Annotated in this window: 25 protein-coding genes and 2 tRNA genes; 16 read left to right on the plus strand and 11 right to left on the minus strand. The window is 66.7% G+C overall.

Going from position 1 to position 25,303, the window contains the following annotated elements:
• The first annotated feature begins 58 nt into the window (after positions 1–58).
• Positions 59–1,270, plus strand: a complete 1,212-nt coding sequence (locus BVG12_RS25490) for a urate hydroxylase PuuD (RefSeq protein WP_075794835.1) — start codon at positions 59–61, stop codon at positions 1,268–1,270.
• Between the two features lie 35 nt (positions 1,271–1,305).
• On the opposite strand, the gene BVG12_RS25495 is transcribed toward BVG12_RS25490, so the two are convergent.
• The 3 genes from BVG12_RS25495 to BVG12_RS25500 all read right to left on the minus strand — a co-directional run bounded on the left by BVG12_RS25495 (position 1,306) and on the right by BVG12_RS25500 (position 4,330).
• Positions 1,306–3,666 (minus strand): S9 family peptidase, encoded by a 2,361-nt coding sequence (locus tag BVG12_RS25495; protein ID WP_156895882.1) that lies wholly within the window; start codon positions 3,664–3,666, stop codon positions 1,306–1,308.
• A gap of 219 nt (positions 3,667–3,885) precedes the next feature.
• Positions 3,886–4,056, minus strand: a complete 171-nt coding sequence (locus BVG12_RS34270; RefSeq protein WP_156895734.1) for a hypothetical protein — start codon at positions 4,054–4,056, stop codon at positions 3,886–3,888.
• 25 nt (positions 4,057–4,081) lie between these two features.
• Positions 4,082–4,330 carry a hypothetical protein gene (locus BVG12_RS25500; RefSeq protein ID WP_075794837.1) on the minus strand — a complete coding sequence of 83 codons (249 nt, stop codon included), beginning with the start codon at positions 4,328–4,330 and terminating at the stop codon, positions 4,082–4,084.
• Positions 4,331–4,525: 195 nt separating this feature from the next.
• Between BVG12_RS25500 and BVG12_RS25505 the strand changes: the two genes are divergently transcribed.
• From BVG12_RS25505 to BVG12_RS25535, 7 genes are all read left to right on the plus strand, one after another.
• Positions 4,526–5,167, plus strand: a complete 642-nt coding sequence (locus BVG12_RS25505; protein ID WP_075794838.1) for an ANTAR domain-containing response regulator — start codon at positions 4,526–4,528, stop codon at positions 5,165–5,167.
• Between the two features lie 12 nt (positions 5,168–5,179).
• Positions 5,180–6,355 carry a CmpA/NrtA family ABC transporter substrate-binding protein gene (locus BVG12_RS25510; RefSeq protein ID WP_075794839.1) on the plus strand — a complete coding sequence of 392 codons (1,176 nt, stop codon included), beginning with the start codon at positions 5,180–5,182 and terminating at the stop codon, positions 6,353–6,355.
• A 332-nt stretch (positions 6,356–6,687) separates the two neighbouring features.
• A complete protein-coding gene (locus tag BVG12_RS25515; RefSeq protein ID WP_075794840.1) occupies positions 6,688–7,983 on the plus strand; it encodes an MFS transporter in 1,296 nt (431 codons plus the stop codon).
• Positions 7,984–8,012: 29 nt separating this feature from the next.
• Positions 8,013–10,550 carry a nitrite reductase large subunit NirB gene (gene nirB / locus BVG12_RS25520; RefSeq protein ID WP_075794841.1) on the plus strand — a complete coding sequence of 846 codons (2,538 nt, stop codon included), beginning with the start codon at positions 8,013–8,015 and terminating at the stop codon, positions 10,548–10,550.
• 27 nt (positions 10,551–10,577) lie between these two features.
• Complete coding sequence (gene nirD / locus BVG12_RS25525) at positions 10,578–10,925, plus strand: nitrite reductase small subunit NirD (RefSeq protein ID WP_075794842.1); 348 nt, start codon at positions 10,578–10,580, stop codon at positions 10,923–10,925.
• Positions 10,926–12,167: an NAD(P)/FAD-dependent oxidoreductase gene (locus tag BVG12_RS25530; RefSeq protein WP_075794843.1), complete on the plus strand. Its 1,242-nt coding sequence runs from the start codon at positions 10,926–10,928 to the stop codon at positions 12,165–12,167.
• A 12-nt stretch (positions 12,168–12,179) separates the two neighbouring features.
• Positions 12,180–14,888, plus strand: coding sequence for a nitrate reductase (locus BVG12_RS25535; RefSeq protein WP_075794844.1), 2,709 nt, complete (start codon positions 12,180–12,182; stop codon positions 14,886–14,888).
• A gap of 100 nt (positions 14,889–14,988) precedes the next feature.
• Here BVG12_RS25535 and BVG12_RS25540 read toward each other — a convergent pair whose 3' ends face one another.
• Positions 14,989–15,984, minus strand: coding sequence for a LysR family transcriptional regulator (locus BVG12_RS25540; RefSeq protein ID WP_075794845.1), 996 nt, complete (start codon positions 15,982–15,984; stop codon positions 14,989–14,991).
• A 97-nt stretch (positions 15,985–16,081) separates the two neighbouring features.
• Between BVG12_RS25540 and BVG12_RS25545 the strand changes: the two genes are divergently transcribed.
• On the plus strand, positions 16,082–17,296 hold the full coding sequence (locus tag BVG12_RS25545; protein ID WP_075794846.1) for an MFS transporter: 1,215 nt from the start codon (positions 16,082–16,084) through the stop codon (positions 17,294–17,296).
• A gap of 57 nt (positions 17,297–17,353) precedes the next feature.
• Here the strand turns inward: BVG12_RS25545 and BVG12_RS25550 are convergent, their stop codons facing one another.
• Positions 17,354–17,650, minus strand: coding sequence for a PAAR domain-containing protein (locus BVG12_RS25550; RefSeq protein ID WP_075794847.1), 297 nt, complete (start codon positions 17,648–17,650; stop codon positions 17,354–17,356).
• A gap of 110 nt (positions 17,651–17,760) precedes the next feature.
• Between BVG12_RS25550 and BVG12_RS35560 the strand changes: the two genes are divergently transcribed.
• Both BVG12_RS35560 and BVG12_RS25555 read left to right on the plus strand, forming a co-directional pair.
• Positions 17,761–17,889 carry a hypothetical protein gene (locus tag BVG12_RS35560; protein WP_267877471.1) on the plus strand — a complete coding sequence of 43 codons (129 nt, stop codon included), beginning with the start codon at positions 17,761–17,763 and terminating at the stop codon, positions 17,887–17,889.
• Positions 17,890–17,907: 18 nt separating this feature from the next.
• Positions 17,908–18,435, plus strand: coding sequence for a beta-galactosidase trimerization domain-containing protein (locus BVG12_RS25555; RefSeq protein ID WP_075794848.1), 528 nt, complete (start codon positions 17,908–17,910; stop codon positions 18,433–18,435).
• On the opposite strand, the gene BVG12_RS25560 is transcribed toward BVG12_RS25555, so the two are convergent.
• The 3 genes from BVG12_RS25560 to ispB all read right to left on the minus strand — a co-directional run bounded on the left by BVG12_RS25560 (position 18,424) and on the right by ispB (position 19,698).
• Positions 18,424–18,500 (minus strand) — tRNA-Pro (locus BVG12_RS25560). The two genes, BVG12_RS25555 and BVG12_RS25560, sit on opposite strands and share 12 nt — an antisense overlap.
• Before the next feature lie 79 nt (positions 18,501–18,579).
• A tRNA-Pro gene (locus BVG12_RS25565) sits at positions 18,580–18,656 on the minus strand.
• Positions 18,657–18,708: 52 nt separating this feature from the next.
• Positions 18,709–19,698, minus strand: a complete 990-nt coding sequence (gene ispB / locus BVG12_RS25570) for an octaprenyl diphosphate synthase (protein ID WP_075794849.1) — start codon at positions 19,696–19,698, stop codon at positions 18,709–18,711.
• A gap of 365 nt (positions 19,699–20,063) precedes the next feature.
• Here ispB and rplU point away from each other — a divergent pair, with 365 nt between their 5' ends.
• The 5 genes from rplU to proB all read left to right on the plus strand — a co-directional run bounded on the left by rplU (position 20,064) and on the right by proB (position 23,575).
• A complete protein-coding gene (gene rplU / locus BVG12_RS25575; protein ID WP_036230184.1) occupies positions 20,064–20,375 on the plus strand; it encodes a 50S ribosomal protein L21 in 312 nt (103 codons plus the stop codon).
• A gap of 42 nt (positions 20,376–20,417) precedes the next feature.
• On the plus strand, positions 20,418–20,690 hold the full coding sequence (gene rpmA, locus BVG12_RS25580) for a 50S ribosomal protein L27 (protein WP_075794850.1): 273 nt from the start codon (positions 20,418–20,420) through the stop codon (positions 20,688–20,690).
• A 201-nt stretch (positions 20,691–20,891) separates the two neighbouring features.
• Entirely contained in the window at positions 20,892–22,004 is a 1,113-nt protein-coding gene (cgtA, locus tag BVG12_RS25585) for an Obg family GTPase CgtA (RefSeq protein WP_075794851.1), read from the plus strand.
• A gap of 3 nt (positions 22,005–22,007) precedes the next feature.
• Positions 22,008–22,448: a hypothetical protein gene (locus BVG12_RS25590; RefSeq protein WP_075794852.1), complete on the plus strand. Its 441-nt coding sequence runs from the start codon at positions 22,008–22,010 to the stop codon at positions 22,446–22,448.
• The gene (gene proB, locus BVG12_RS25595) at positions 22,445–23,575 is read left to right on the plus strand and encodes a glutamate 5-kinase (RefSeq protein WP_075794853.1); all 1,131 of its coding nucleotides are present in this window, start codon (positions 22,445–22,447) and stop codon (positions 23,573–23,575) included. The genes BVG12_RS25590 and proB overlap by 4 nt, the downstream gene beginning before the upstream one ends.
• An 18-nt stretch (positions 23,576–23,593) precedes the next feature.
• Here proB and BVG12_RS25600 read toward each other — a convergent pair whose 3' ends face one another.
• The 3 genes from BVG12_RS25600 to BVG12_RS25610 all read right to left on the minus strand — a co-directional run bounded on the left by BVG12_RS25600 (position 23,594) and on the right by BVG12_RS25610 (position 25,239).
• Positions 23,594–24,133 (minus strand): hypothetical protein, encoded by a 540-nt coding sequence (locus BVG12_RS25600; protein ID WP_075794854.1) that lies wholly within the window; start codon positions 24,131–24,133, stop codon positions 23,594–23,596.
• A gap of 84 nt (positions 24,134–24,217) precedes the next feature.
• Positions 24,218–24,835: a LysE family translocator gene (locus BVG12_RS25605; RefSeq protein WP_075794855.1), complete on the minus strand. Its 618-nt coding sequence runs from the start codon at positions 24,833–24,835 to the stop codon at positions 24,218–24,220.
• 11 nt (positions 24,836–24,846) lie between these two features.
• Positions 24,847–25,239, minus strand: a complete 393-nt coding sequence (locus tag BVG12_RS25610; RefSeq protein WP_075796559.1) for a VOC family protein — start codon at positions 25,237–25,239, stop codon at positions 24,847–24,849.
• Positions 25,240–25,303 lie beyond the last annotated feature (64 nt).

Consider the following 25,303-nt stretch of genomic DNA (forward strand, 5'->3'; position numbering starts at 1 on the left):
TTGAATACAATAAATCGAAGCCGGTGTCGCCTGCCGGTCACGCTCTGAAGGAGTCGTCATGCAAGCTGTTGGATATCTCGTCCCATACGTCCTCGAATGGATGAACATGCTGGTGCGCTGGCTGCACGTCATCACGGGCATCGCCTGGATCGGCGCCTCGTTCTACTTCGTCTGGCTGGACAATTCCCTGCGCCCGCCGGCGGCCGGCTCCGACCTCGCGAAAAAGGGCGTGGCGGGCGAGTTGTGGGCCGTGCACGGCGGCGGCTTCTACAACCCGCAGAAATACCTCGTCGCGCCGGCCGAATTGCCGGACGAGCTGCACTGGTTCAAGTGGGAGGCGTATTCGACGTGGCTGTCGGGCTTCGCGCTGCTGCTCATCGTCTACTGGTTCAACGCCCAGGCCATGATGGTCGACCGCAGCGTGGCCGATCTGTCGTCCTGGCAGGCCATCGGCCTCGGGGCGGGGAGTCTCGTCGCGGGCTGGATCGTGTACGACCTGCTGTGCCGCTCAAGGCTCGGCCGGCACGACCTGGGGTTCGGCGTCGTGATCTTCGCGCTGCTCGTCGGCGCGGCCTGGGTGCTGACGCACTTCCTCAGCGGCCGCGCGGCGTATATCCACGTGGGGGCGATGATCGGCACGATCATGGTCGCGAACGTGGCGATGGTGATCATTCCCGGCCAGCGCAGGATGGTCGAGGCGATGCGCGCGGGCAGCAAGCCCGATCCGGTCTACGGCATCCGCGGCAAGCAGCGCAGCGTCCACAACAACTACTTCACGTTGCCGGTGCTGTTCATCATGATCAGCAACCACTTCGCGATGACGTATCGGCACCCGCATGCGTGGGCCGTGCTGGGCACCATCATGGCGGCGGGCGTCTTCATCCGCCACTTCTTCAACCTGCGCCACAAGGGCCGCGTGGAATGGATCTGGCCGGCGATCGGCGTGGCACTGCTGCTGGGGCTCGCGGTCGCGCTGGCGCCGGCCCGGCCCGGCGCGTCGGCAGGGGCGGTCGGTTTCGCGCAGGTCCAGACGATCATCCGCCAGCGCTGCGTGTCGTGCCACGCGGCGCATCCCACGCAGCCCGGATTCGCGAGCGCGCCGGCCGGCGTGATGCTGGACGACGCGCACGGCATCGCGCAGAACGCGCCGCGCATCTATCAGCAGGCCGTCCAGCTGAAGGCGATGCCGCTGGCGAACATGACCAATATGACCGATGCGGAGCGGGCGCAGTTGGGAGCGTGGTTCGAGGCGGGGGCGAAGACCGACTGACCGTCGTTCCCGCTTTCGCGGGGACGACGTGGTTCTTATTTCAGCGTTCTTTCAAACAGCTGATAAATGCGCCGATACTCGTCGTACCACGCCTCCGGCTGCACGAACGAATGCCGCTCCAGCGGGTACGGCGCCAGCTCCCAATGGTCCTTCTTCAATTCGATCAGGCGCTCCGCCATGCGCACGGAGTCCTGGAAGAACACGTTATCGTCGATCATGCCGTGCGCGATCAGCAGGTGGCCCTTGAGGTTCTGCGCATACTCGATCGGCGATGACGTTTTGTAGGCATCCGGGTCCAGGTCCGGCGTATTCAGGATGTTGGCCGTGTACTCGTGGTTGTACGAGGTCCAGTCGGACACGGGCCGCAGCGCCGCGCCGGCCTTGAACACGTCGGGCGCGCGCAGCATGCCCATCAGGGTCATGAAGCCGCCGTAGCTGCCGCCGTAGATGCCCACGCGGGCCGGGTCGCCCTGTTCGTTCGCGACCATCCAGTTCACGCCGTCGAGGTAATCGTCCAGTTCCGGGTGGCCCATCTGGCGGTAGATCGCCGTGCGCCATTTGACGCCATAACCCTTCGACGCGCGGTAATCCATGTCGAGGACGACGTAGCCGTTCTGCACGAGCAGATTATGAAACATCTGCTCGCGGAAGTAGGGCGTGTAGCGCTGCGTGACGTTCTGCAGATAGCCCGCGCCGTGCACGAACATCACGACCGGATATTGTTTGCCCGGTTCGAACTGCGCGGGGCGGTACAGCTTCGCCCAGATGGGCCCCGCGCCGTGCGTCGACGGGATCGTCACGAACTGCGGCTGGATCCACTCGTGCGCCTTGAATTCGGCCGTGCGGGTGTCGGTCAGCTTGACGGCGTCGCCGCCGTTCGACGGCACGGTCGCGATCTGCGGCGGCAGGTAAGGGCCGGAATAATGCACGAGCAGCCTGCGCTGGTCCGGCGACAGGCGGAAATCCTGCACGCCGGCCAGGTTGCTCACCTCGCGCGTGGCGCCGTCGCGCGCCGACACGGCGCAGACTTCGTATGCGCCCGGCGTCTTGCGGTTGCATAGCAGCCAGGCCGTCTGGCCGTCCGCCGACCAGGCCACGTCCGATGCTTCCCACTGGCCCTGCGTGAGCGCGCGCGTGCGCCCGGCGGCGTCGCGGACGTACAGGTGCGAATAACCCGTTTCCTCGGACAGATACCACAGCGTCGTGCTGTCCGGCAGCCAGCCGAATTCATTGTTGTCGTAGTTGACCCAGGCCTCGTCCGTCAGGCGGTGCACGGGTGTCAACGCGGCGCGCGGCAGGTCGACGGTGGCGATCCAGCGGTCCTTGTTGTCGACCGAGCGGAACATCACGGCCGCGTTGGCGCCGTTCTGGCTCCATGTGATCGCCTCGCCGTCGAAGCCGATCATCACCGCGCGGTTGCCCTTGAGCGGGTCGAGCTTGTGCTCCGCGCGCAGCTTGGCCAGCGGGTCGACGGCGATCCCGGGCAGGGCGTCCAGCGCCACGTCTTTCACCTCGCGCGTCGCGAGATTCACGAGCTTGAGGCCGTGGCCCACCGGCGTGTTGCGGCCCACGCGTGTGCGCTCGTCCGAGAATTCCTCGTAGCCGCTTTCCGTCACGTAGCGGGGCATCTTGCCGACGCGCCCCTTGTCCGCGTTCTTCGGGCCCGTCACGACGAGCAGCCAGCGGCCGTCCGGCGACAGCGCGCTGTTCAGGATCGCGACCTTGTCGCCCAGGTAGACCGGCGCCGGGGCGCGGGTCGGATCGGCGTGGCGCAGTGCCTCGGCGTGGGCGTGCGTCGCGTCGCGCTCGTCCTTCTGGCGTTTCAGGATGGTCGACAGGCGCAGTTGCATGTCGCGCAGCGGATCGGGTTCCGCCGCGTTCGGGTCCTTGGCGGCGCGCGGCAGGGCGACGGGGCCCAGGACGCGCTCGTTGCGATCCCAGGCGAACCAGTCGTCGCCGATGCGGAACTGCACGCCGCGCTCGTCGGCCGAGTACTGTACGGCCGCGATCGCGACGCCGTTGCTGCGCGTGATCTGCACGAGGGCGCCTGTTTTGAGGTCGCGCTCGAACAGGTCGCCGTTGCGCACGACGATGGCGCGGGTGCGGGCGCGGTTGTACAGCATTTCCGGGCTGTCCAGCTTCGCCTGGTCGGCATCAAGCACCAACGCCGCATTGCCGGCTTGCGCCGCATGCACGCGCCACGTGTCGCGCAGCGGCGAGCCGGTGCGCTTCTGTCGATAGAAGACCTGCTTGCCGTCCCAGTTCCACCACGCCGCTTCCACGGGGGTGCCGATCCAGTCGGGGTTGGCCATGGCCTGGTCGAGGGTCACGGGCGTGGAGGCGAAGGCTGGTAGCGCCAGCAGCGCGGCGAAAACGGTCAGGGCGGGAAGTCGCATCATCAGTCGGGTGGATAAATGAAGAACAAGAATGCTTTTCTTGGTGAGAATTGCAAAAAAGCATTCTAGCTCAGCCGACAATGAGGCTGGGTAGATTCGCGAGGGAAGTGGCGCGCGTGCGTAAGTACGGCGAAGTCAGACGGGAATGTTGCGGCGCACAAAAGACAACGCCCGGCCAATGCCGGGCGTGTGGAGACGTCGTGACAACCGGGAGGTGGTTTATGCGGCGGCCTTCGGTTTTGCGTACTCGCCCATCCACAGTTCGGTCGGCGCGTCGGCCAGCCACAGTTCCGTCGGGGTAGTGACCGTCGGGTTGCGGATGAACATCACGATGCGGGTGACGATGGCGGCGGCGGAGATGGCGACGGTGAGGTATTCGATTGGGGTCATGATCTTTATCCTTGCGTTTGCGTGATTAGTTCGACGATTTGCGTGCCAGGTCGGCGTTCAGGGCCGATGCGCAGAACGGACCAAGGATGACGCGGTCGGTCAGATTCTTATTGCGGGCGAAGGCGCCACTCGCGGGCTGGGCGGCGTCGTGAGCGAACCAGCCGCCGTGCGCGGTGTACAGTTCGATCGCAAAGTCGCGGATCTTGCCGAAGGCGTCGGCGAGATGGTGGCGCAGACCTTTGTCGTGCGCCTGGGTGATCGTTGCGGTGTTCATGGTCATCTCCGGTAAAAATCTGTCGTGTTGCGATGCAGTATAGGGACAACCGCGTCATAAATGAACTTTCGATTTGTGATGCTCCCCATCTGTTTTGTGAATATTTTCTGTGCGACAACTAAGCGGCTACGCACTCTTGTCATTCATCTGATAAATATCTTGAGTTCTGGCCCGGAACTTGCATACCCCAAGGGCATGAAACCGCCGTCCAAGGTCCAGCGCACCCTGCGCATCGTCGTCGTCAACACCGCGTCCAGCCACGCCGCGGACGAGGCCGCGCTCGCCGCCCAGGCGCAACGCAACACGGCGCTGCGCATCGGCCTGCTGGAATCCGGCTACGACATCGTCGCGTCGCTGCCCGCCGATATCTTCCTGCCCGAGCGGATCGCCCAGATCCAGCCGGACATGATCATCATCGACAGTGAATCGGACGCGCGCGACGTCCTCGAACACATCGTCATCGCCACGCGCGACGAGCCGCGCCCCATCGTCCTGTTTACGGACGACCAGACGCCGTCCAGCATGGACGCCGCGATCGAGGCGGGCGTCTCCGCCTACATCGTGGCCGGGCTGCACGCCGAGCGCGTGAAACCCGTGCTGGACGTGGCCTTGAAGCGCTTCAAGCGCGAACAAAAGCTGCTGGACGAGTTGTCCGACACGCGCCGCCAGCTGGCCGACCGCAAGCTGATCGAACGCGCCAAGGGCGTCCTCATGGCGCGCAACAAGCTGACGGAGGACGAGGCCTACCAGCGGCTGCGCAGCATGGCGATGAACAAGAAACTCAAGCTGGCCGACGTCGCCCAGCGCATCCTCGACGTCGAGGATCTATTAGGGTAAGCAAAGGAAACGATGGCACACGCATTCACAGCCGGCTCGGACCGACCGGAAAAGACCGTGATCAGGGCCGGCTTCATGCCTCTGACGGATTGCGCGTCGCTCGTGATGGCATCAAGGCTGGGGCTGGACGAGAAATACGGCATCAAGCTGGAACTCAGCCGCCAGCATTCGTGGTCGAGCATGCGCGACCGCCTGGTGCTGGGCGAGATCGACGCGGCCCACGCTTTATACGGCTTGCTGTACGGCGTCGAAATGGGCATCGGCACGGCGCCCGCGCGCATGGCCGTGCTGATGAATTTGTCGCGCAACGGCCAGGCCATCACCTTGTCGCGCGCACTCGCAAGCCAGGGCGTGACGGACCTGGGCACGCTGGCCGCCGCCATGCGCAAGGGCGGGCGCCGCTTCACGTTCGCGCACACGTTCCCGACCGGGAACCACGCGATGTTCCTCTATTACTGGCTGGCGGCCGGCGGCATCGATCCCGTGCGCGACGCGCAGGTGGTCACCGTCCCGCCCAGCCAGATGGCCGTGAACCTGGCGGCGGGCCACATGGACGGCTTTTGCGCGGGCGAGCCGTGGAGCGCCCGCGCCCAGCTGGACGGCAGCGGCTTCACGGTCGCGACGAGCCAGGACATCTGGCCCGACCATCCCGGCAAGGCGCTCGGCGCGACGGCCGCCTTCGTCGACGCCCATCCGCATGCATGCCGCTCGCTGATCGCGGCCGTGCTGGATGCGGGGCGCTGGCTCGACGCGTCGGCGGCGAACCGCGACGCCGCGGCCGAAATCCTGTCCAGTCCCGCCTACGTAAACGCGGACCGCCGCGCCATCGCCGCGCGCCTGCATGGCGAGTATGACAATGGCCTGGGCCGGCGCTGGATCGATCCCGATCCCGTGCGCTTTTATGACGAGGGCGAGGCCGTGTTCCCCTACCTGTCCGACGGCATGTGGTTCATGACCCAGCACCGGCGCTGGGGCCTGCTGCGCGACGACGTCGATTACGCGGCGGTGGCCGCCCGCGTGAACCGCGTGGGCCTGTACCGCGAGGCGGCCGTGCTGGCCGGCGTGCCGGCACCGTCGGGCGTGATGCGCCGCTCGGTGCTCATGGACGGCAAGGTCTGGGATGGTACGGACCCCGACGCCTATATCTCATCCTTTTCCATTCGCCGGCCCGCCCTGGCCGGTGCGTAGCGCCTCGAACGTCGTTCCCGCTGCGCGGGAACGACGCCGGGATACTTCACGTTTCGGAACGCTTCATTTATGTGCCTCATTAGCGTGCATGGTGCACTGCAATGAAGCGTCCGAGGCCGCGTAAATACGGTCTTTACCCCTGAAACCATCTGGCACGGGTCTTGCAATTACCCGGGTAAGGGATCAACGGCGATTCCCGAGTAAAACAAATGCCGGTCCAACGGAGGGCCGGCGAACAGGACAACGGCGTCCGCTGCACCACGTACCCGATCGCATCGATCGCGTCTGTGGCACGCAGCGGGCGCCTTTTCGTTTTTAAGAAGGGAACAAACATGGCCGGCAAAGCAAACAGCATCAAGCTATTCTCCTTTGATACGCCCCAGATGCGCGCGTTCCACCTGACCTGGGTGGCCTTCTTCGTCTGCTTTTACGCCTGGTTCGCCTGCGCACCGCTGATGCCGGTGATCAAGGGCGTGTTCCACCTGTCGGTCAGCCAGATCGCCGACATCAACATCGCCGCCGTCGCCATCACCATCGTCGTGCGCCTGCTCGTCGGTCCGCTGTGCGACCGCTTCGGCCCGCGCAAGACCTATACGGGTCTGCTGGCGCTGGGCGCGATCCCCGTGCTGGGCGTGGCCATGTCCCAGAGCTACGAAAGCTTCCTGCTGTTCCGCCTCGGCATCGGCGCGGTCGGTGCCAGCTTCGTGATCACCCAGTACCACACCTCGGTCATGTTCGGCCCGAAGGTCGTCGGCACCGCCAACGCGGCATCGGCCGGCTGGGGCAACAGCGGCGGCGGCGTCGCGCAAGCCACGATGCCGCTGCTGCTGGGCGCCGTGATCATGGCCGGCGTCAGCGAAACGATGGGCTGGCGCGTCGCCCTGCTGGTGCCGGGCGTGCTGATGCTGATCATGTCGGTCGTCTACTACAAGTTCACCCAGGACTGCCCGGAAGGCAACTTCGCCGAACTGCGCGCCGCAGGCGTGGCGTTCGAGGGCGGCGGCAAGGGCGGCTGGTCGAGCTTCTTCGAAGCCTGCCGCAACTACCGCGCCTGGCTGCTGTTCATCACCTACGGCGCCTGCTTCGGCATCGAACTGTTCATCCACAACGTCGCCGCCACTTATTACGTCGACCACTTCGGCCTGTCGCTGAAAGGCGCCGGCATGGCCGCCGGCAGCTTCGGCCTGCTGGCCCTGTTCGCCCGTGCCCTCGGCGGCTGGATCTCGGACAAGGCGGCCGCCCGCGGCGATTTGAACAGCCGCGTGAACCTGCTGTTCATCCTGATGATCGGCGAAGGCCTGGGCCTGCTGTGGTTCTCGCAGACGACCGACGTGACGATGGCCATCGTCGCCATGCTCGCCTTCGGCCTGTGCACCCACATGGCGTGCGGCTCGACCTACGCTCTGGTGCCGTTCGTGAGCCGCAAGGCGCTGGGCGGCGTGGCCGGCATCGTCGGCGCGGGCGGCAACGTCGGTGCCGTGCTGGCCGGCTTCCTGATGAAGGCGACCGGCGACGTGCGCCAGACCCTGATGATCCTCGGCGGCGCCGTCCTCGTCTCGGCACTGTGCGCCATTGGTGTGCGCTTCTCGCTCACCGCCCCTGAAACGCCGGCACCCGCCGCCGCCTGAACAAGTTACCGCTGTATAGGAGTCGCAATATGAAACTGATCGTCATCGGCCACGGCATGGTGGGCCACAAATTCCTCGAGACCCTGTTCGCGGATGCCGCGCAAGCGTCCAACTTCAAGGTGACCGTCCTGTGCGAGGAACCGCGTCCCGCCTACGACCGCGTGCACCTGTCCTCGTACTTCTCGGGCACGACGGCCGAGCAGCTGTCGCTCGTCGCGCCGGGCTTCTTCGAGAAGCACGCCGCCAACATCGACCTGAAGCTGAACGCGCAGGCCGTCGCCGTCGATCGCGATGCGAAGACCGTCACGCTGGCCGACGGTGAAGTGCTGGCCTACGACAAGCTGGTGTTCGCGACCGGTTCGTACCCGTTCGTGCCGCCGGTCCCGGGCAAGGAGCGCGACGATATCTTCGTCTACCGCACCATCGAAGACCTGGAAAAGATGACGGAATGCGGCGCCCGTTCGAAGTCGGGCGTCGTCGTCGGCGGCGGCCTGCTGGGCCTCGAATGCGCCAAGGCCCTGCGCGACATGAACCTCGACACGCACGTCGTCGAATTCGCGCCGCGCCTGATGGCCGTGCAGGTCGACGACCTGGGCGGCCGCGTCCTGCGCAACAAGATCGCGGCGCTGGGCGTCTCGGTCCACACGCAAAAGAACACGCTGCGCATCGTCGACGGCGAGACGGCCACGCACCGCATGGAATTCGCCGACGGCACGCACCTGGAAGCCGACATGATCGTGTTCTCGGCCGGCATCCGCCCGCGCGACGAACTGGCCAAGGCTTGCGGCCTGACGCTCGGCCCGCGCGGCGGCATCGCCATCGACGACGCCTGCCTCGCGTCCGACCCGCATGTCTACGCCATCGGCGAATGCGCGTCGTGGGGCGGCCAGACCTTCGGCCTCGTCGCACCGGGCTACGAGATGGCCCGCATCGTCGCCCGTGCGTTGCTCGGCCAGGAAGCCGCGTTTGCCGGCGCCGACATGAGCACGAAACTGAAGCTGATGGGCGTGGACGTCGCGTCGATCGGCGACGCCCACGGCAACACGCCGGGCGCACGCAGCTTCCAGTTCACGGACGAGCGCAAGCAAGTGTATAAGAAGATCGTCGTCTCCGACTGCGGCAAGAAGCTGCTGGGCGCCGTGCTGATCGGCGACGCGGCCGAATACGGCAGCCTGCTGCAGATGATGCTCAACGATATGGAGCTGCCGGAGTCGCCGGAATTCCTGATCCTGCCGCAGGTCGAAGGTGGTGCCCGTCCGGCGCTGGGCGTCGAGGCGCTGCCGGCGTCCGCGCAGGTCTGCTCGTGCAATGCCGTCAGCAAGGGCGTCATCGCCGACGCCGTCGCCGGCGGTGCCTGCGACATCGGCGCGATCAAGTCGTGCACCAACGCCGGCACGTCGTGCGGCGGCTGCGTGCCGCTCGTCACGCAGATCATGAAGGCCGAGATGGCGAAAGCCGGCATGGCCGTCAACAATCACGTGTGCGAACACTTCGCGTACTCGCGCCAGGAACTGCACCACCTGATCCGCGTGGGCGGCATCAAGAGCTTCGGCGAACTGCTGCACAAGCACGGCAAGGGCCTCGGCTGCGACATCTGCAAACCGGTGGTCGCCAACATCCTCGCGTCGACGTGGAACGATTTCGTGCTCAAGCCCGAGCACGCGAGCCTGCAGGACTCGAACGACTACTTCCTCGGCAACATCCAGAAGGACGGCACCTATTCCGTCGTGCCGCGCATGCCGGGCGGCGAAGTGACGCCGGACGGCCTGATCGCCGTCGGCCAGGTCGCGAAGAAATACGGCCTGTACACCAAGATCACGGGCGGCCAGCGCGTCGATCTGTTCGGCGCCCGCGTGGACCAGCTGCCGGCGATCTGGGAAGAGCTGATCGCGGCCGGCTTCGAATCGGGCCACGCCTACGGCAAGTCGCTGCGCACGGTGAAATCGTGCGTGGGTTCGACGTGGTGCCGCTACGGCGTGGGCGACTCCGTCGGCTTCGCCATCGCGCTGGAAAACCGCTACAAGGGCCTGCGCGCGCCGCACAAGATCAAGTTCGGCGTCTCCGGCTGCACCCGCGAATGCGCCGAGGCGCAGGGCAAGGACGTGGGCCTGATCGCCACCGAGAAGGGCTGGAACCTGTACGTGTGCGGTAACGGCGGCATGAAGCCCCGCCACGCCGAGCTGATCGCGTCGGACCTGGACGAAGCGACGGTCGTGAAACTGGTCGACCGCTTCCTGATGTTCTACGTGCGCACCGCCGACCGCCTGCAGCGCACGAGCACGTGGCGCGAAAACCTGGAAGGCGGCCTGGAGTACCTGAAGCAGGTCGTCGTCGACGACAAGCTGGGTATCGCGGCCGAACTGGAAGCGGACATGCAGCGCGTGGTCGACACGTATGCCGACGAGTGGAAGAACGCCGTCGAAGACCCGGCCGTGCGCCAGCGCTTCCGCAGCTTCGTCAACACCGACGGCACGGACGACAACGTCGTGTTCATGCCGGAGCGCGGCCAGATCCGTCCGGCCACGCCGGAGGAACGCCGCCGCACCATCCCGATTGCCGTCGCTTGATTTATTGACCTGAACAAGGAGAACACCATGCATCGCGATATCCAACTGAATCAGTGGAATGCCGTCTGCTCGCTCGACCAGATCGTCCCGGACACCGGCGTGGCCGCATTGCTGAACGGTCGCCAGGTGGCCGTGTTCCGCGTGGGCGCCGAGTCCCCGCGCCTGTTCGCCATCGATAACTACGATCCGAATTCGGACGCGGCCGTGCTGTCGCGCGGCCTGGTCGGCAGCATCGGCGAGCGCGTCGTCGTCGCCTCGCCGATCTACAAGCAGCACTTCGACCTGCAGACGGGCGAATGCCTGGAAGCGCCGCACCACTCGGTGTCCAGCTATCCGGTCCGTGTCGAAGACGGCAAGGTCTGGGTGGGGGCGTAAATGAAAGCCCCACATGCGCATCCGCGGCTCGTCGTCATCGGCAACGGCATGGCGGGCATGCGCACGGTCGAGGAGCTCCTGAAACTCGCGCCCCACATGTACCGCATCACCGTGTTCGGCGCGGAGCCGCACGGGAATTACAACCGCATCCTGCTGTCGCCCGTGCTGGCCGGCGAGAAGACCGTCGACGACATCATGCTCAACACGCGTGAGTGGTACGACGCCAACGGCATCACCCTGCACGCGGGCGACCCGGTCGTGCGCATCGACCGCAAGAAGCGCGTCGTGCATGCGGCATCGGGCCTCACGGTGGCGTACGACCGCCTGTTGATCGCAACGGGTTCGAAGCCGTTCATCGTGCCGGTGCCGGGCAACCAGCTGCCCGGCGTGATCGGCTTCCGCGACATCAGCGACGTCGACACGATGCTTGCGGCCGCGCGTGCGGGCGGCAAGGCCGTCGTCATCGGCGGCGGCCTGCTCGGCCTGGAGGCGGCCAACGGCCTGCTGCGCCAGGGGATGGAAGTCGCGGTCGTCCACGTGATGGGCAGCCTGATGAACCAGCAGCTCGATCCGCCCGCGGCCGAACTGCTGCGCGCCAGCCTGGAACTGCGCGGCCTGCGCATCCTGCTGAACCGCCAGACCATCGCCATCGAAGGCGACGAGCGCGTTTCCGCCGTGCGCTTCGACGATGGCGAGACGGTAGCCGCCGACCTCGTCGTGATGGCCGCAGGCGTGCGTCCGAACGTCGAACTGGCGAAAGAAGCGGGCCTGCACTGCGAGCGCGCGATCGTCGTCGACGACACCCTGCAGACCTACGACCCGCGCGTGTACGCCGTCGGCGAATGCGTGCAGCACCGCCGCGCCACGTTCGGCCTCGTCGCGCCAATCTGGGACCAGGCACGCGTCGCCGCCGCCCATCTGGCGGGCGCCGGCCACCGCCGCTACGTGCAGCAGGCCACCGCGACGAAGCTGAAGGTGACGGGCGTGGACCTGTACTCGGCCGGCGACATCGTCGGCGGCGAGGGCAGCGAAGACCTGGTGCTGCGCGACCGCCGCGGCGGCATCTATAAACGTCTCGTCGTCGCGGGCAACCGCCTGACGGGCGCCGTGTTGTACGGGGACGTCGCGGACGGCCCGTGGTACTTCGACCTGATTCAACAGCGGACGGACATCTCGTCCATCCGCGACCAGTTGCTGTTCGGGCGCGCGCACGCGGACGACACCGCTGCGCAGGCGGCCTGACGAGGAGTTTTCATGAAGTTGTCAGCCATCCCCACTACCGTCCGTACGACCTGCCCGTATTGCGGCGTCGGCTGCGGCGTCAATGCCCAGGTCGGGCAGGACGGCGCGATTGCCATCGCGGGCGACGTGGCCCACCCGGCCAGCCAGGGCCGCCTGTGCGTGAAGGGTTCCGCGCTGGGCGAGACGCTCGGCAACCATGGCCGGCTGCTCGCGCCGATGGTGCGCGAGGATGGGAAACCGAGAGGCACGCTGCGCGAAGCCTCCTGGGACGAAGCGCTGGACAAGGTCGCGCAGGGCTTCGCGCGCGTCATCGCCGAACACGGCCCGGAAGCCGTCGCGCTGTACGTCTCCGGCCAGCTGCTGACCGAGGACTACTACGTCGCCAACAAGTTCATGAAGGGCTATGTGGGCAGCGCGAACATCGACACGAATTCGCGCCTGTGCATGTCGTCGGCCGTGGCCGGCCACAAGCGCGCGTTCGGCGAGGACGTCGTGCCGGGCAACTACGAGGATTTCGAACTGGCCGACCTGATCGTGCTCGTCGGCTCGAACGCGGCCTGGTGCCACCCGACCTTGTACCAGCGCATCGCGCGCGCGAAGCAGGAGCGGCCGGAACTCAAGGTCGTCGTCATCGACCCGCGCCGCACGGCCACGTGCGACATCGCCGACCTGCACCTGCCCGTCAAGCCGGGCACGGACGTGTGGTTGTTCGACGGCCTGTTCGGCCACCTGGCCGGGCATGCGGCCGACGAGGGTTTCGTCGACGCGCACACGACCGGCCTCGCGGACGCGCTGGATGCGGCCGCCAAAGCCGGTTCGCCGGCCGACGTGGCCAGGACCTGCCGCGTCGATCCGCGCGACCTGGAGCGCTTCTACGACCTGTTCGCGAATACGGAGAAGGTCGTGACGGCCTTCACGATGGGCGTGAACCAGTCGACGAGCGGCGCCGACAAGGTCAACGCGATCATCAACTGCCACCTGATCACGGGCCGCATCGGCCGTCCGGGCATGGGCCCGTTCTCGCTGACGGGCCAGCCGAACGCGATGGGCGGGCGCGAAGTGGGCGGCCTCGCGAACATGCTGGCCGCGCACATGGATCTCGACGATGCCGCGCAGCGCGCCGCGCTGCAGGACTTCTGGGGTTCGCCGCGCGTGGCGGACAAGCCGGGCCTGAAAGCCGTCGACCTGTTCCGCGCCATCGAGGAGGGCAAAGTCAAGGCCGTGTGGATCATGGCGACCAACCCGCTCGTGAGCCTGCCCGATGCCGACCAGGCGCGCCGCGCGCTCGAGAAGTGCGAGCTGGTGGTGGCCTCCGACATCGTTCTCGGCACGGATACGAACGAGGCGGCCCACGTGCTGCTGCCGGCCCTCGGCTGGGGCGAGAAGGATGGCACGGTCACCAATTCGGAGCGCTGCATCTCGCGCCAGCGCGCCTTCCTGTCCGCGCCGGGCAGCGCGCGCGCCGACTGGGACATCATCTGCGACGTCGCGCGCCGCATGGGTTATGCGGGTTTCGAGTTCACCTCCGCGCACGAGATCTTCGACGAGCACGCGCGCCTGTCCGGGTGGAAGAACGGCACCGACGGCCAGCGCCGCCGCGTGTTCGACATCAAGGGCCTGGCCGGCATGACGCGCGCCGACTACGACGCGCTCGATCCCGTCCAGTGGCCCGTGCGCACGCCGGGCGAGGCCACGGCCCGGCTGTTCGGCGACGGCCATTTTGCCCACGGCGACGGCCGCGCGCGCTTCGTGCCGACGGTACCGCGCGCACCCGCCTACCTGCCCGGCGGCGACTACCCGCTCGTGCTGAACACGGGCCGCGTGCGCGACCAGTGGCACACGATGACGCGCACGGGCCGCTCGCAGAAACTCGCGGAACACGTCCCGGAACCGTTCATCGACATGCACCCGCAGGATGCCCTGCTGTGCGGCGTGAAGGCGGGCGAACTGGCGCGCGTGACGAGCGACTGGGGCGCCGTCGTGGCGCGCGTGCAGCACGGCGGCGGCATCGCGCGCGGCAGCGTGTTCATGCCGATCCACTGGAGCGGCCAGACGGCGTCCGACGCGCGCGTGGGCACCGTCGTCAACCCGGCCGTCGACCCCGTGTCCGGCGAGCCGGAATTCAAGCACACGCCGGTGCGCATCGAGCCGTTCGGCGTCACGTGGTACGGCTTCATCCTGTCGCGCACGGAACTGCCGCTGCGCGAGGCCGCGAACTGGACGCGCATCCAGGGCAAGGATTTCATCCGCTACGAACTGGCCGGGCGCAAGCCCTTCGCCGACGCCGCGGCCTGGACGCGGCGCCTGCTGGACGTGCACGACGAGGACGCCGACTGGATCGAGGTGGAAGACAAGAACGGCGGCATGGTACGCGCCGCGCATCTCGTCGACGGCCGCATCGAATCCTGCCTGTTCGTCGCGCAGCGCGCCGACCTGCCGGCCCGCGCCTGGCTCGCGAGCATGTTCGACAAGGACAAGCTGGAACCCGCCGACCGCATCAGCCTCCTGGCGGGCCGCGCGAAAGAGAAGGGCTTCGACGCGGGACCGACCGTGTGCTCGTGCTTCGGCGTGGGCCGCAAGACGATCGAAATCGCGATCCGCCAGAACAATCTGTGCGACGCGGCCGCCGTCACGGCGTGCACGAAGGCGGGCGGCAATTGCGGGTCGTGCATTCCGGAGATCCGGTCGCTGCTGGCCGAGGCGCAGGTGGCTGAAGCCTGACCACGTCGTTGCCGCGCAGGCGGAACAGCCCGCTGGCTGTTCCTCCATGCCGGGCAACGGAATTCGGTATCTCGGAAACCGTACGGTAGGTTTGCGAAACCTACTTCGTGCGCTCAGAATGGGTTCCCGCCTGCGCGGGAACGACGGCTGATGGTCGCGGCGCCACGATGCCGAACGCCCGCGGCACCGCCACCCGCATGATGTCGATGAAGCGCCGCAGCCGCGCCGGATAAAAACGCGCCGGCGGGTAGATCAGCCAGATCGGCAGCGGCGACGCCTGCCATTCCGGCACGAGCTGCACCAGGCGGCCCGCGTCCAGTTCCTCGCGCAGCGCCCAGCGCGAACCGATCGCCGCGCCCACACCCAGCACGACGGCGTTGCGCATCGCGTACAGGTTGTCCGTGTACAGGCGCGGCCGGATGTTCACGCGTACGGCCTCGGCGCGCTGCGCATGCGTCAGCGCCACCTCGTCCCGATAGAAATGGCTGACCGAAATCCAGGGCAGGCGCGCCAGCTCGTCCGGATGCGCGGGCACGGCGCCGCCCTCGAGCAGGGCGGGCGACCCGACGACGATGCGGGGCACGTCGCCCAGCCGGATCGCCACGACGGACGGATCGTCGATCTCCCCCACGCGGATCGCGCAATCGATGCCTTCGCCGATGAAGTCGGGCGTGCGGTCGTGCAGCGTCCAGTCCACCGTCATGCGCGGATAGCGGGCCAGGTATTCGGCCAGCGGCGCCACCAGCTGCTGCTGGCCGAACGCGTGCGGCGCGACGACGCGCAGCATCCCGACCGGTTCGTCCACGGCGCCCCGGATCTCGCTTTCGAACTCCTGCCACCCCGCGATCAATTCCTTCGCCCGCGCATAGCAGCGCATGCCGTCGTCCGTCAGCTTCATCGCGTGCGTGGACCGCTGCAGCAGGCGCACCCCCAGCGATTTCTCCAACGCTTTCAGGCGCCGGCTGATCGTCGGCTGCGTCGTCGCGAGCGCCCGCGCGGCGGCGGACAGGCTGCCGGCATCGACGATCCGGACGAAGGTTTCGACCAGCATCATACGGTCGGCAGTAGGATTGATGCCCGAAAAATCTGTGCTCATACGCGCATCGTATAACAGTTTGACGTCGGCCGCTGCTACACGCCCGGCACGCCCACCTTCATAATGCGCTGCAACATCACTCAACGGAGTCAACACCATGAGCATCGCACACACCGCCGCGACTGCCGTACCGGTCCAAACGAGGCTGACCTCGCCTCTGATCTTCCTGCTGGCCGCAAGCACCGGCCTGTCCGTCGCCGCCCTCTACTACAGCCAGCCCACGCTCGGCATCCTGGCCTCCGACCTGCACGCCAGCAACCGGGCCGTTGGCTGGATCCCGACCCTGACGCAATTCGGCTACGCCCTCGGCTTGCTGTTCCTGGCGCCGCTGGGCGACCGCTTCGACCGCCGCACCATCATCGTCGCGAAATCGCTGCTGCTGGCCGCCGCGCTGCTGGCCATCGGCGCCGCACCGAACCTGACCGTGCTGTTGGGCGCGAGCCTCGCCGTCGGCCTGCTGGCCACCGTCGCCCAGGACATCGTCCCGGCGGCCGCCACCCTGGCCCCGGCCGAGCACCGCGGCCGCATCGTCGGCACCGTCATGACGGGGCTGCTGCTGGGCATCCTGCTGTCGCGCGTCGTCGGCGGCTTCGTCGCCGAAGCGTTCGGCTGGCGCGCCGTGTTCGTCGGCGCCGCCGCCGTCGCCGGCCTGACGACTGCGGTCCTGGCCCGCTGGCTGCCGAACTTCAAGCCGACGAGCGCCAATGCCTATCCGGCCCTGCTGGCGTCGCTGGCCGGGCTGTGGAAACAGCACCGCGCCCTGCGCCTCGCCGCGACGGCCCAGGGCCTGCTGGCGATCGGCTTCTCGGCCTTCTGGTCCACGCTGGCCGTGATGCTGCATGGCGCCCCGTTCCACCTCGGTTCCGCCGCTGCCGGTTCGTTCGGCCTGGCCGGTGCCGTCGGTGCCCTGGCGGCCCCGTTCGCCGGCCGCCTGGCCGACCGCCGCGGCCCGCAGTGGGTGACCCGCCTCGGCGCCACCCTGAGCGTCGCCTCGTTCGCCGTCATGTTCGCCATGCCGCACCTGTCGAGCGCAGCGCAGCTGGTGCTGCTGGCCCTGGCCACCGTCGGCTTCGACCTGGGCGTGCAAGCCACGCTGATCGCCCACCAGACGATCGTTTACGGCATCGCACCGGAAGCCCGCAGCCGCCTGAACGCGATCCTGATGACGACCATGTTCGTCGGCATGGCCGCCGGCGGTGCCCTCGGCGCCCAGGCGCTGGCCGCGTGGGGCTGGAACGGCATCGTGGCCCTGGCCGTCGGCTCGAGCGTGGCCGCGCTGGCGGTGCGCATGCGGGCAGCGTCGGGCAAGTAAGCCACATCGAGGTCGACCAGCGCCAGGCCACGGCAACGCGGCCTGGCGCTGTGCTTGTTAGAAGGCGCCGACGATCTGCCTGGACAGCGTCTGGCTGGCGACCAGGCGCGGCGGCGGGTCACACTTGCAGCGGCACACATCGTCGCTGAGTGCCTTCTCCCTGCCGTCGAAGCGGTCGCTGAGGCGCGGCCCGTCCGGCTCGATCACGCCCGTGGCGTGGCATTGCGGGCACGAGACCGGATCGCCCGCACAGGCGACGCGTGCGCCGTCGATCGAATCGGTCGAACTGCCCGACAGGACTTTGCCGCCGGCCGTCGTGCCGGCGCCGGCCGTGATGTGGTATCGGATGACCATGGCATCCAATCTAGTCACCGATGGGGATGCCGCTTTGACGAGCCACAACGGCCGTCCCCGCGCATTGTCGAGTTGCGTCGTGGTGCGCAAGAAGAACCAGGTCGCGGCCTATGTCAGCAACACCGCGCAGGCGCGCTTCGACGCGTTCCACGTTCCGCAGCGGGTTCTCGGACGAGAACACGAAGGTGCGGTATGCCGTGCAGCCGGGCGCGATCAGCGCGGCGGCGGGCGTGCGCTAGCGCCAGTTTACGAACCCCGTGGACGTGACGCTGGCGGGCGATCCGTTCAAGGTCGGCGGTGCGGACAACAAGGCGCGCTGGTGGCTGGAGTTCCTCGAGCCGACCACCGCCCAGGTCATCGCCCGCTTCCGGCATCCATCCAGGCCGGGCTATGCGGCCGTCACGCGCAACGCGTATGGCGGCGGGGAGGTGGGTTGCGTCGGCTTCATGCCGCTCGGTGCGGTCATCGACGAGATCATGGCCGACCAGGTCAAGCGCGCGGGCATCGCGCTGCCGAGCGTACGCTTCCCGCTCATCGTCCGCGGCGGCACGCTGCAGGACGGTCATCGGGGGCGGTATGTGCTGAACTATTCCGCCACGCCGCAGCGCCTCGGCTATGGTTTTGCGAGCGGTACGGAACTGTTGTCCGGCCGTCAGGTGGCCGCGCGGCCAGCAGCTGGCGCTGAAGCCCTGGGGCGTGGCGATCGTCGAAGAGGAATAGGGAGGTATAAACGAAAACAGCGGCCATCGAGCCGCTGTTTTGCAGGAATTCTGTGGTCGGGGTGAGAGGATTCGAACCTCCGGCCTCTACGTCCCGAACGTAGCGCTCTACCGGGCTAAGCTACACCCCGACGGTAGGTAGTCTTTGACGCAGCTGCTCGACCCGGAAGGGCGTTGCGTAGGGCGCTGCAAACAAGGGGAAAAAACAGATGGTCGGGGTGAGAGGATTCGAACCTCCGGCCTCTACGTCCCGAACGTAGCGCTCTACCGGGCTAAGCTACACCCCGACTGTTTGAGACTTCGTCGCCGAAATCTCGGGAAGGCATTACTATAGTTGCCTCAATGGTTCCTGTCAACAGCGAAGGTGCATAACTGCAGCAGGCTCGCCTTGTATTCGCTCTCCGGCAGGTCGGCGATGGCGGCGGCGGCGCGACGGGCGGCGGCCTCCGCTTCGCGGCGCGTAAAGTCCAGCGCGCCGCTGCTCGTGACGGCTGCCAGCACGGCGTTGAAATGGGTTTCGTCGCCCTGTTCGATGCAGGTGCGGATCAGTTCGCGCTGCTCGGTCGTACCGTTTTCCATCACGTAGATCAGCGGCAAGGTCGGCTTGCCTTCGCGCAGGTCGTCGCCCACGTTCTTGCCGATCTCGGCGGCGTCGCCCGCGTAGTCGAGCACGTCGTCGATCAGCTGGAACGCGGTGCCCAGCGAGCGGCCGTATTCGCCGGCCGCTTCGATCTGGCCGTCGTTCGCGCCGGCCACGAGGGCGCCCAGCTGGGCGGCGGCTTCGAACAGCTTGGCGGTCTTGGAGCGGATCACGCGCAGATAGCTTTCCTGCGTGACGTCCGGATCGTGCATGTTCAGCAGCTGCAGCACTTCACCTTCCGCGATGACGGTCGTCGCGCGCGACAGGATCTGCATGACGCGCATATTGTCCAGGCTCGTCATCATCTCGAACGCACGCGAGTACAGGTAGTCGCCGACCAGCACCGACGCCGCGTTGCCGAACATGGCATTGGCCGTCTGGCGGCCGCGGCGCATCGAGGATTCGTCGACGACGTCGTCGTGCAGCAGGGTGGCGGTGTGGATGAATTCGACGACGGCCGCCAGCTCGTGATGGCCGGTGCCTTGATAGCCGTAGGCGTTCGCCAGCAGCAGCACCAGCACGGGACGGATCCGCTTGCCGCCGGCACTGATGATGTACTCGGCGATCTGGTTCACCAGCGCGACTTCGGACTGCAGCCGCTGCCGGATCACCGTGTTGACGGCCTCCATGTCGGCTGCGATCGTGCGGGTGAGGGAGTTCTGTTGTGCGATTTGGGTGGCGGCGGACAAGGCGGACCTGCTGACGTTGGATGCGGATAGATTTTGTTGAGTCGCGATTATACGACATGCAAGCAAAAGTCGCCCTTTTTCCCAGCGGTAGTGCGGGACGCCGGCAAGAGCATGCCATTCCCGCGCAGGCGGGAACAGTGCCCCGGCACTATTCCTTCTATGCTGAAGTACCGAAGTCGCCAACCTTGGAACAGCCGCGATTTCTCATGCGGGCGTGTTCCTGATTCTCAACATGCGGGAACAGCGCTCATAGGTTTTGACGCCCCGCAGCATCCCATGTATAATCCTCTGTTCCCTGAATCCCTGGCTGTTCCTTTCGCTGGCTCACGGGAATATTTCTTAACAATCAACGAGGTTTCTCAATCATGTACGCGGTCATAAAAACCGGTGGCAAGCAATACAAAGTTGTCGCTGGCGAAAAACTCAAAGTAGAACAGATACCGGCAGACATTGGTTCCGAACTCACTATCGATCAGGTTCTCGCCGTCGGCGAGGGCGAGAGCATCAAATTTGGTGCTCCGCTGGTGGAAGGTGCTTCGGTTCGCGTGACTGTGGTTTCGCATGGTCGTCACGACAAAGTGCGTATCTTCAAGATGCGTCGTCGTAAGCACTACCAGAAGCGTCAAGGCCATCGCCAGAACTACACCGAAATCCAAGTGGTTGCGATCAACGGCTAATCGCCGCGCGTCCCTTCTTCAGCTAATCAAGGAGCATTTGAAATGGCACACAAAAAAGGCGGCGGCACTACGCGAAACGGCCGTGACTCAGAAAGCAAACGCCTCGGCGTGAAAGTCTACGGCGGCCAGGCGATCAACGCCGGCGGCATCATCGTGCGTCAGCGCGGTACCCAGGTTCGTCCGGGCACCAACGTTGGCCTGGGCAAGGATCACACCCTGTTCGCCCTGGTCGATGGCACGGTCAAGTTCGTCAAGCAAGGCGTCGGTTCGAAGCAGTACGTGACCGTCGTAGCAAGCGAAGCAGTCGCTGCTTAATTCAAGCGGCAGCGGGGCCCAACGGCCCCGCGCGGTAAGGCGTCAAGCCTTGCAATCGATAGGCTCTGCCCTCCGGTAGGGCCTTTTTAATTTTTGGCGTTGTCACCGTTAAGTGCGGAACGTTCCGCGGCCGTTCGTCTATCATGGATGCCCGGTCCGCTTTTAACAGTGACACAGCCTATCGTTTTTGGTGGTCTCATCATGAAGTTTATCGACGAAGCACGCATCGAAGTCATCGCCGGCGACGGCGGCAACGGCTGCGCCTCGTTCCGCCGCGAGAAATTCCGCCCGTTCGGCGGTCCGGACGGCGGCGACGGCGGCCGCGGCGGCTCGATCTACGCAGTCGCCGACCGCAACGTCAACACGCTGGTCGACTTCCGCTTTTCCAAGGTCCACACGGCGCGCAACGGCGAGCCGGGCCGCGGCTCCGACTGCTACGGCAAGGGTGCCGAGGACGTCTACCTGCGCATGCCGGTCGGCACGCTGATCGTCGACGACGTGACCGGCGAGATCGTCGCCGACCTCACGGAGCACGAGCAGGTCGAACTGCTGGCCAAGGGCGGCGAGGGCGGCTGGGGCAACATCCACTTCAAGACGTCGACCAACCGCGCGCCGCGCCAGAAGACGGACGGCAAGCCAGGCGACCGCCGCGAACTGCGCCTCGAGCTGAAGGTCCTGGCCGACGTGGGCCTGCTGGGCATGCCGAACGCCGGCAAGTCGACGTTCATCACGGCCGTGTCGAATGCGCGTCCGAAGATCGCGGACTATCCGTTCACCACGCTGCACCCGAACCTGGGCGTCGTGCGCGTCTCGCATGCGAAGAGCTTCGTCATCGCGGACATCCCGGGCCTGATCGAAGGCGCGGCGGAAGGCGCCGGCCTCGGTCACCAGTTCCTGCGCCACCTGAGCCGCACGGGCCTGCTGCTGCACATCGTCGACGTCGCGCCGATGGACGGCAAGACCGACCCGGTCAAGGAAGCGAAGGCGCTCGTGAAGGAACTCGAGAAGTACGACGAGGAACTCGTCAACAAGCCGCGCTGGCTCGTGCTGAACAAGCTGGACGTCGTGCCCGTCGATGAGCGCAAGAAGGTCGTCAAGGACTTCGTCAAGCGCATGGCCTGGAAGGGGCCCGTGTTCGAGATCTCGGCGCTGAACCGCGAAGGCTGCGAAGACCTCGTGCATGCGATCTACAAGTATCTCGAAGAGACGCGCCACTCGGCGCAGCGCTCGGAAGAGACGCAGATGACCGAGGAAGCGCGCGGCATCTCGTCGATCGATCCGGACGATCCGCGCTTCAAGATCCTCGAAGACTGAGCGTTGGCAGTCTCCATCGCCCACATCGCAAGCAGCATGCTGCGCGCGCGGCTGCGCAGCCGGCTGCTGTCGGCCTGCGCCACGGCGCAGTCGCTGGCCGCGCTCGCGGCCCTGCTGAATCCGGACTGGATGGCGGATGCGATGGGACTGTTCCTCGTCGGCGTGAACGGCTACAGCCAGTTCTACGCCCTCTACGTCGGAGTGCGCCTCGCCACCGCGGGGCTGGCTCTGCTGGCGGCCAGGCAGGGCGACCAGCCCCTCCTCGGCGACCTCGCAGCATTGTTCATCCTGGCGCAGCCGCTCGGCCGCTTCGTCGCGGCCTTCGCGATCGGCCTGCCCCAGGGCTTATTGTTCGTCGTCAGCGGGATCGAGCTGGCGGTCGGCCTGGCGCTGATCGGCCTGCGCCCGCAAGGACGCTTCCTGTCAATCCGACCGTCGCCATGAACTCCGTCCTTAAATCCGCCATCTTCCAAGCCAGCCGCATCATCGTCAAAGTAGGGTCTTCGCTCGTCACCGACGAAGGCCGGGGCCTCGACCACGGCGCCATCGCGCGCTGGGCCGCGCAAATCTCCTCGCTGCGTTCGCTCGGCAAGGAAGTCGTGCTCGTGTCGTCCGGCGCCATCGCCGAAGGCATGCTGCGCCTCGGTTTTACTTCGCGCCCGACCGACATCCACGAACTGCAGGCCTGCGCCGCCTGCGGCCAGATGGGCCTCGCGCAGATCTACGAAACGAGCTTCCGCAGCCACGGCGTCAAGACGGCGCAGGTGCTGCTCACGCACGCCGACCTCGCCGACCGCGAACGCTACCTGAACGCGCGCTCCACGCTCACGACGCTGCTGCGCCTGGGCGTCGTCCCGATCATCAACGAGAACGACACCGTCGTCACGGACGAGATCAAGTTCGGCGACAACGACACCTTGGGCGCCCTGGTCGCCAACCTGATCGAGGCGGATGCCCTCGTCATCCTGACCGACCAGAAGGGCCTGTACTCGGCCGACCCGCGCAAGGACCCCTCCGCGCGCCTGATCGAAGAAGCGCAGGCCGGCGATGTCACTCTTGAGGCGATGGCCGGCGGCGCCGGCAGCAGCATCGGACGGGGCGGCATGCTGACGAAGGTGCTGGCCGCCAAGCGCGCGGCCCGTTCTGGCGCGCATACCGTGATCGCCTGGGGCCGCGAGGACAACGTCCTGACGCGTCTCGCGCATGGCGAAGCGATCGGCACGCAGCTGACCGCGCCGACCGCGCGCCTGACCGCGCGCCGCCAGTGGATGATCGACCATCTGCACACGGCCGGCCAGCTCGTGCTGGACGCCGGCGCCGTGAACAAGCTGCTGAAAGAAGGGAAGTCGCTGCTGCCGATCGGCGTCACGGGCGTGCGCGGCGAATTCGGCCGCGGCGCCCTCGTGAGCTGCGTGGACGAGGCGGGGAGCGAGATCGCGCGCGGCCTCACCAACTACACGAGCGGCGAAGTCAAACGCATCATGCGCCACGCGTCCAGCGAGATCGAAAGCATCCTCGGTTACGTCGAGGCGCCCGAGCTCGTGCATCGGGATAATCTGGTTCTGCTTTGATCCTGCCGGGGCCGGCGCTCAGTCGGCCTTGAGCACGGCCGCATCGGCAACCACGATTTTTTCCTTGTCGGGACGGACGGTAACGCGCAACGCGGTGATGTCATGTCCGCCGGACGGGAACGTTTGCGCCAATTTCACGAATTCGCAACCGGCCGGCGCACCGTTCTGCGCACCGGTCCAGGCCACGCTCCATGTGCCGTGGGCGTCACGGCTTTCCACTTGCTCCAGTTTTTGCAGGGCTTTCGGATTCAGTGCGATACGGAAGGCTCCGCTCTGGACGGGCTCCTTGAACGTGAAGACAAACGCGTACGGCTGACCGGGGACGGGCGCGGCATTCGACGTGGCAAGCCAATGTCCGGCCGCGCCCGCGGCATTGCCGAGCGTGCATCGGGACGGCAGCGCCGCAAGCCTGACTTCCAGCTGTTGCGCTTCGCGGCGCGCGTCGTCGATGGTCTTGCGGAGATCCGCCGGCGGCTCCTGGCTCTGCGCGGCGCCGGTACCGCACAGGGCAAGAAGAATGGATGGGATGGCGCGGACGCGCAGGGAAAACAGGGTCATAGAGTCTCGGCGGTTTGTTGTAAGTGCGGCGCGACTTTAGCACGCCGCCCTCTGCCATAAATACGCAGATTGTCACCTCCGGCTTCAGCGCCCCTGGCTCGCGAGCAGCATGCGCACGCCCGCGTACGCGAACACGCCGGCCAGCATGGCGTTCACCCAGCGCTCGCCGGCACGGTAGGCGCGCCGCGCCGCGTGGGTGGAAAACGCCAGCGCGTAGCAGCAGAAGATCGATGCGCTGAGCGCCGCGCAGGACACGACGAACGCCAGCGCATCGGCCTGGCGCGCGCCGGCGGGCAGGGCCAGCGACACCACCGACAGCCAGACGACGATCGACTTCGGATTCGTCAGGTGCATGGCCAGCCCGCGCGCGCACGTGCGCGCGTAGCCCTCGGCCACCGGCCTGACCGCTGCCGTATCGGCAGCACCGCGCACCTTGCGTGCCGCCTGCCAGGCCATCCACAGCAGGTACAGCCCACCGATCGCCTTGACGACGGCCAGCGTGCCGGACCAGCGTTCCATCAACGCGGCCAGGCCGAACGCGGCGCACAGGCCCCACCACAGCGAACCGCAGACGATGCCGGCCGTCAGCGCCAACGCCCGCGCGCGGCCATGGGCCATCGCCGTGCCCATGACGGCGAGGACGCTCGGTCCGGGACTCGCGACGCCGACCGCGAACGCCGTGTAGGCGAGGATTGCATGCATATCGTGTTCCTTCACACAGGATCGTGGCAGACCACGCACAGCTTGTTGCCGTCCGGGTCGCGCAGGTAAGCGCCGTAATAATGCGCGTGGTACTCGGGCCGCAGTCCCGGCGCGCCGTCGTCGCTGCCGCCGTGGGCCAGCGCGATGCCGTACGCCGCGTCGACGGCCGCGCGGCTTGGTGCGAGCAGGGCCGTCATCTGGCCATTGCCCGGCGCATGCGGCCGACCGTCGTACGGGGCACCGATCAGAAAGAGAGGGCGCGCCTGGCCAGGGACCTGCCAGCCGGCCCAGGGGCGCGACCGGTCGCAAAAACGTGCTTCCAGGCCCAGGGCCGTCATCAAGGGACCGTAGAACGCGAGCGCCCGTTCAAAGTCGCCGACGCCAATATAGACATGGGAAAACATCGTGGCCTCATCGTCGAAAAAAAATGACAAATCCTTACAATAAACCCTCGGCACGCAAGGCTGA

It is taken from the genome of Massilia putida (genome assembly GCF_001941825.1).
Lineage (GTDB): Bacteria > Pseudomonadota > Gammaproteobacteria > Burkholderiales > Burkholderiaceae_D > Telluria > Telluria putida.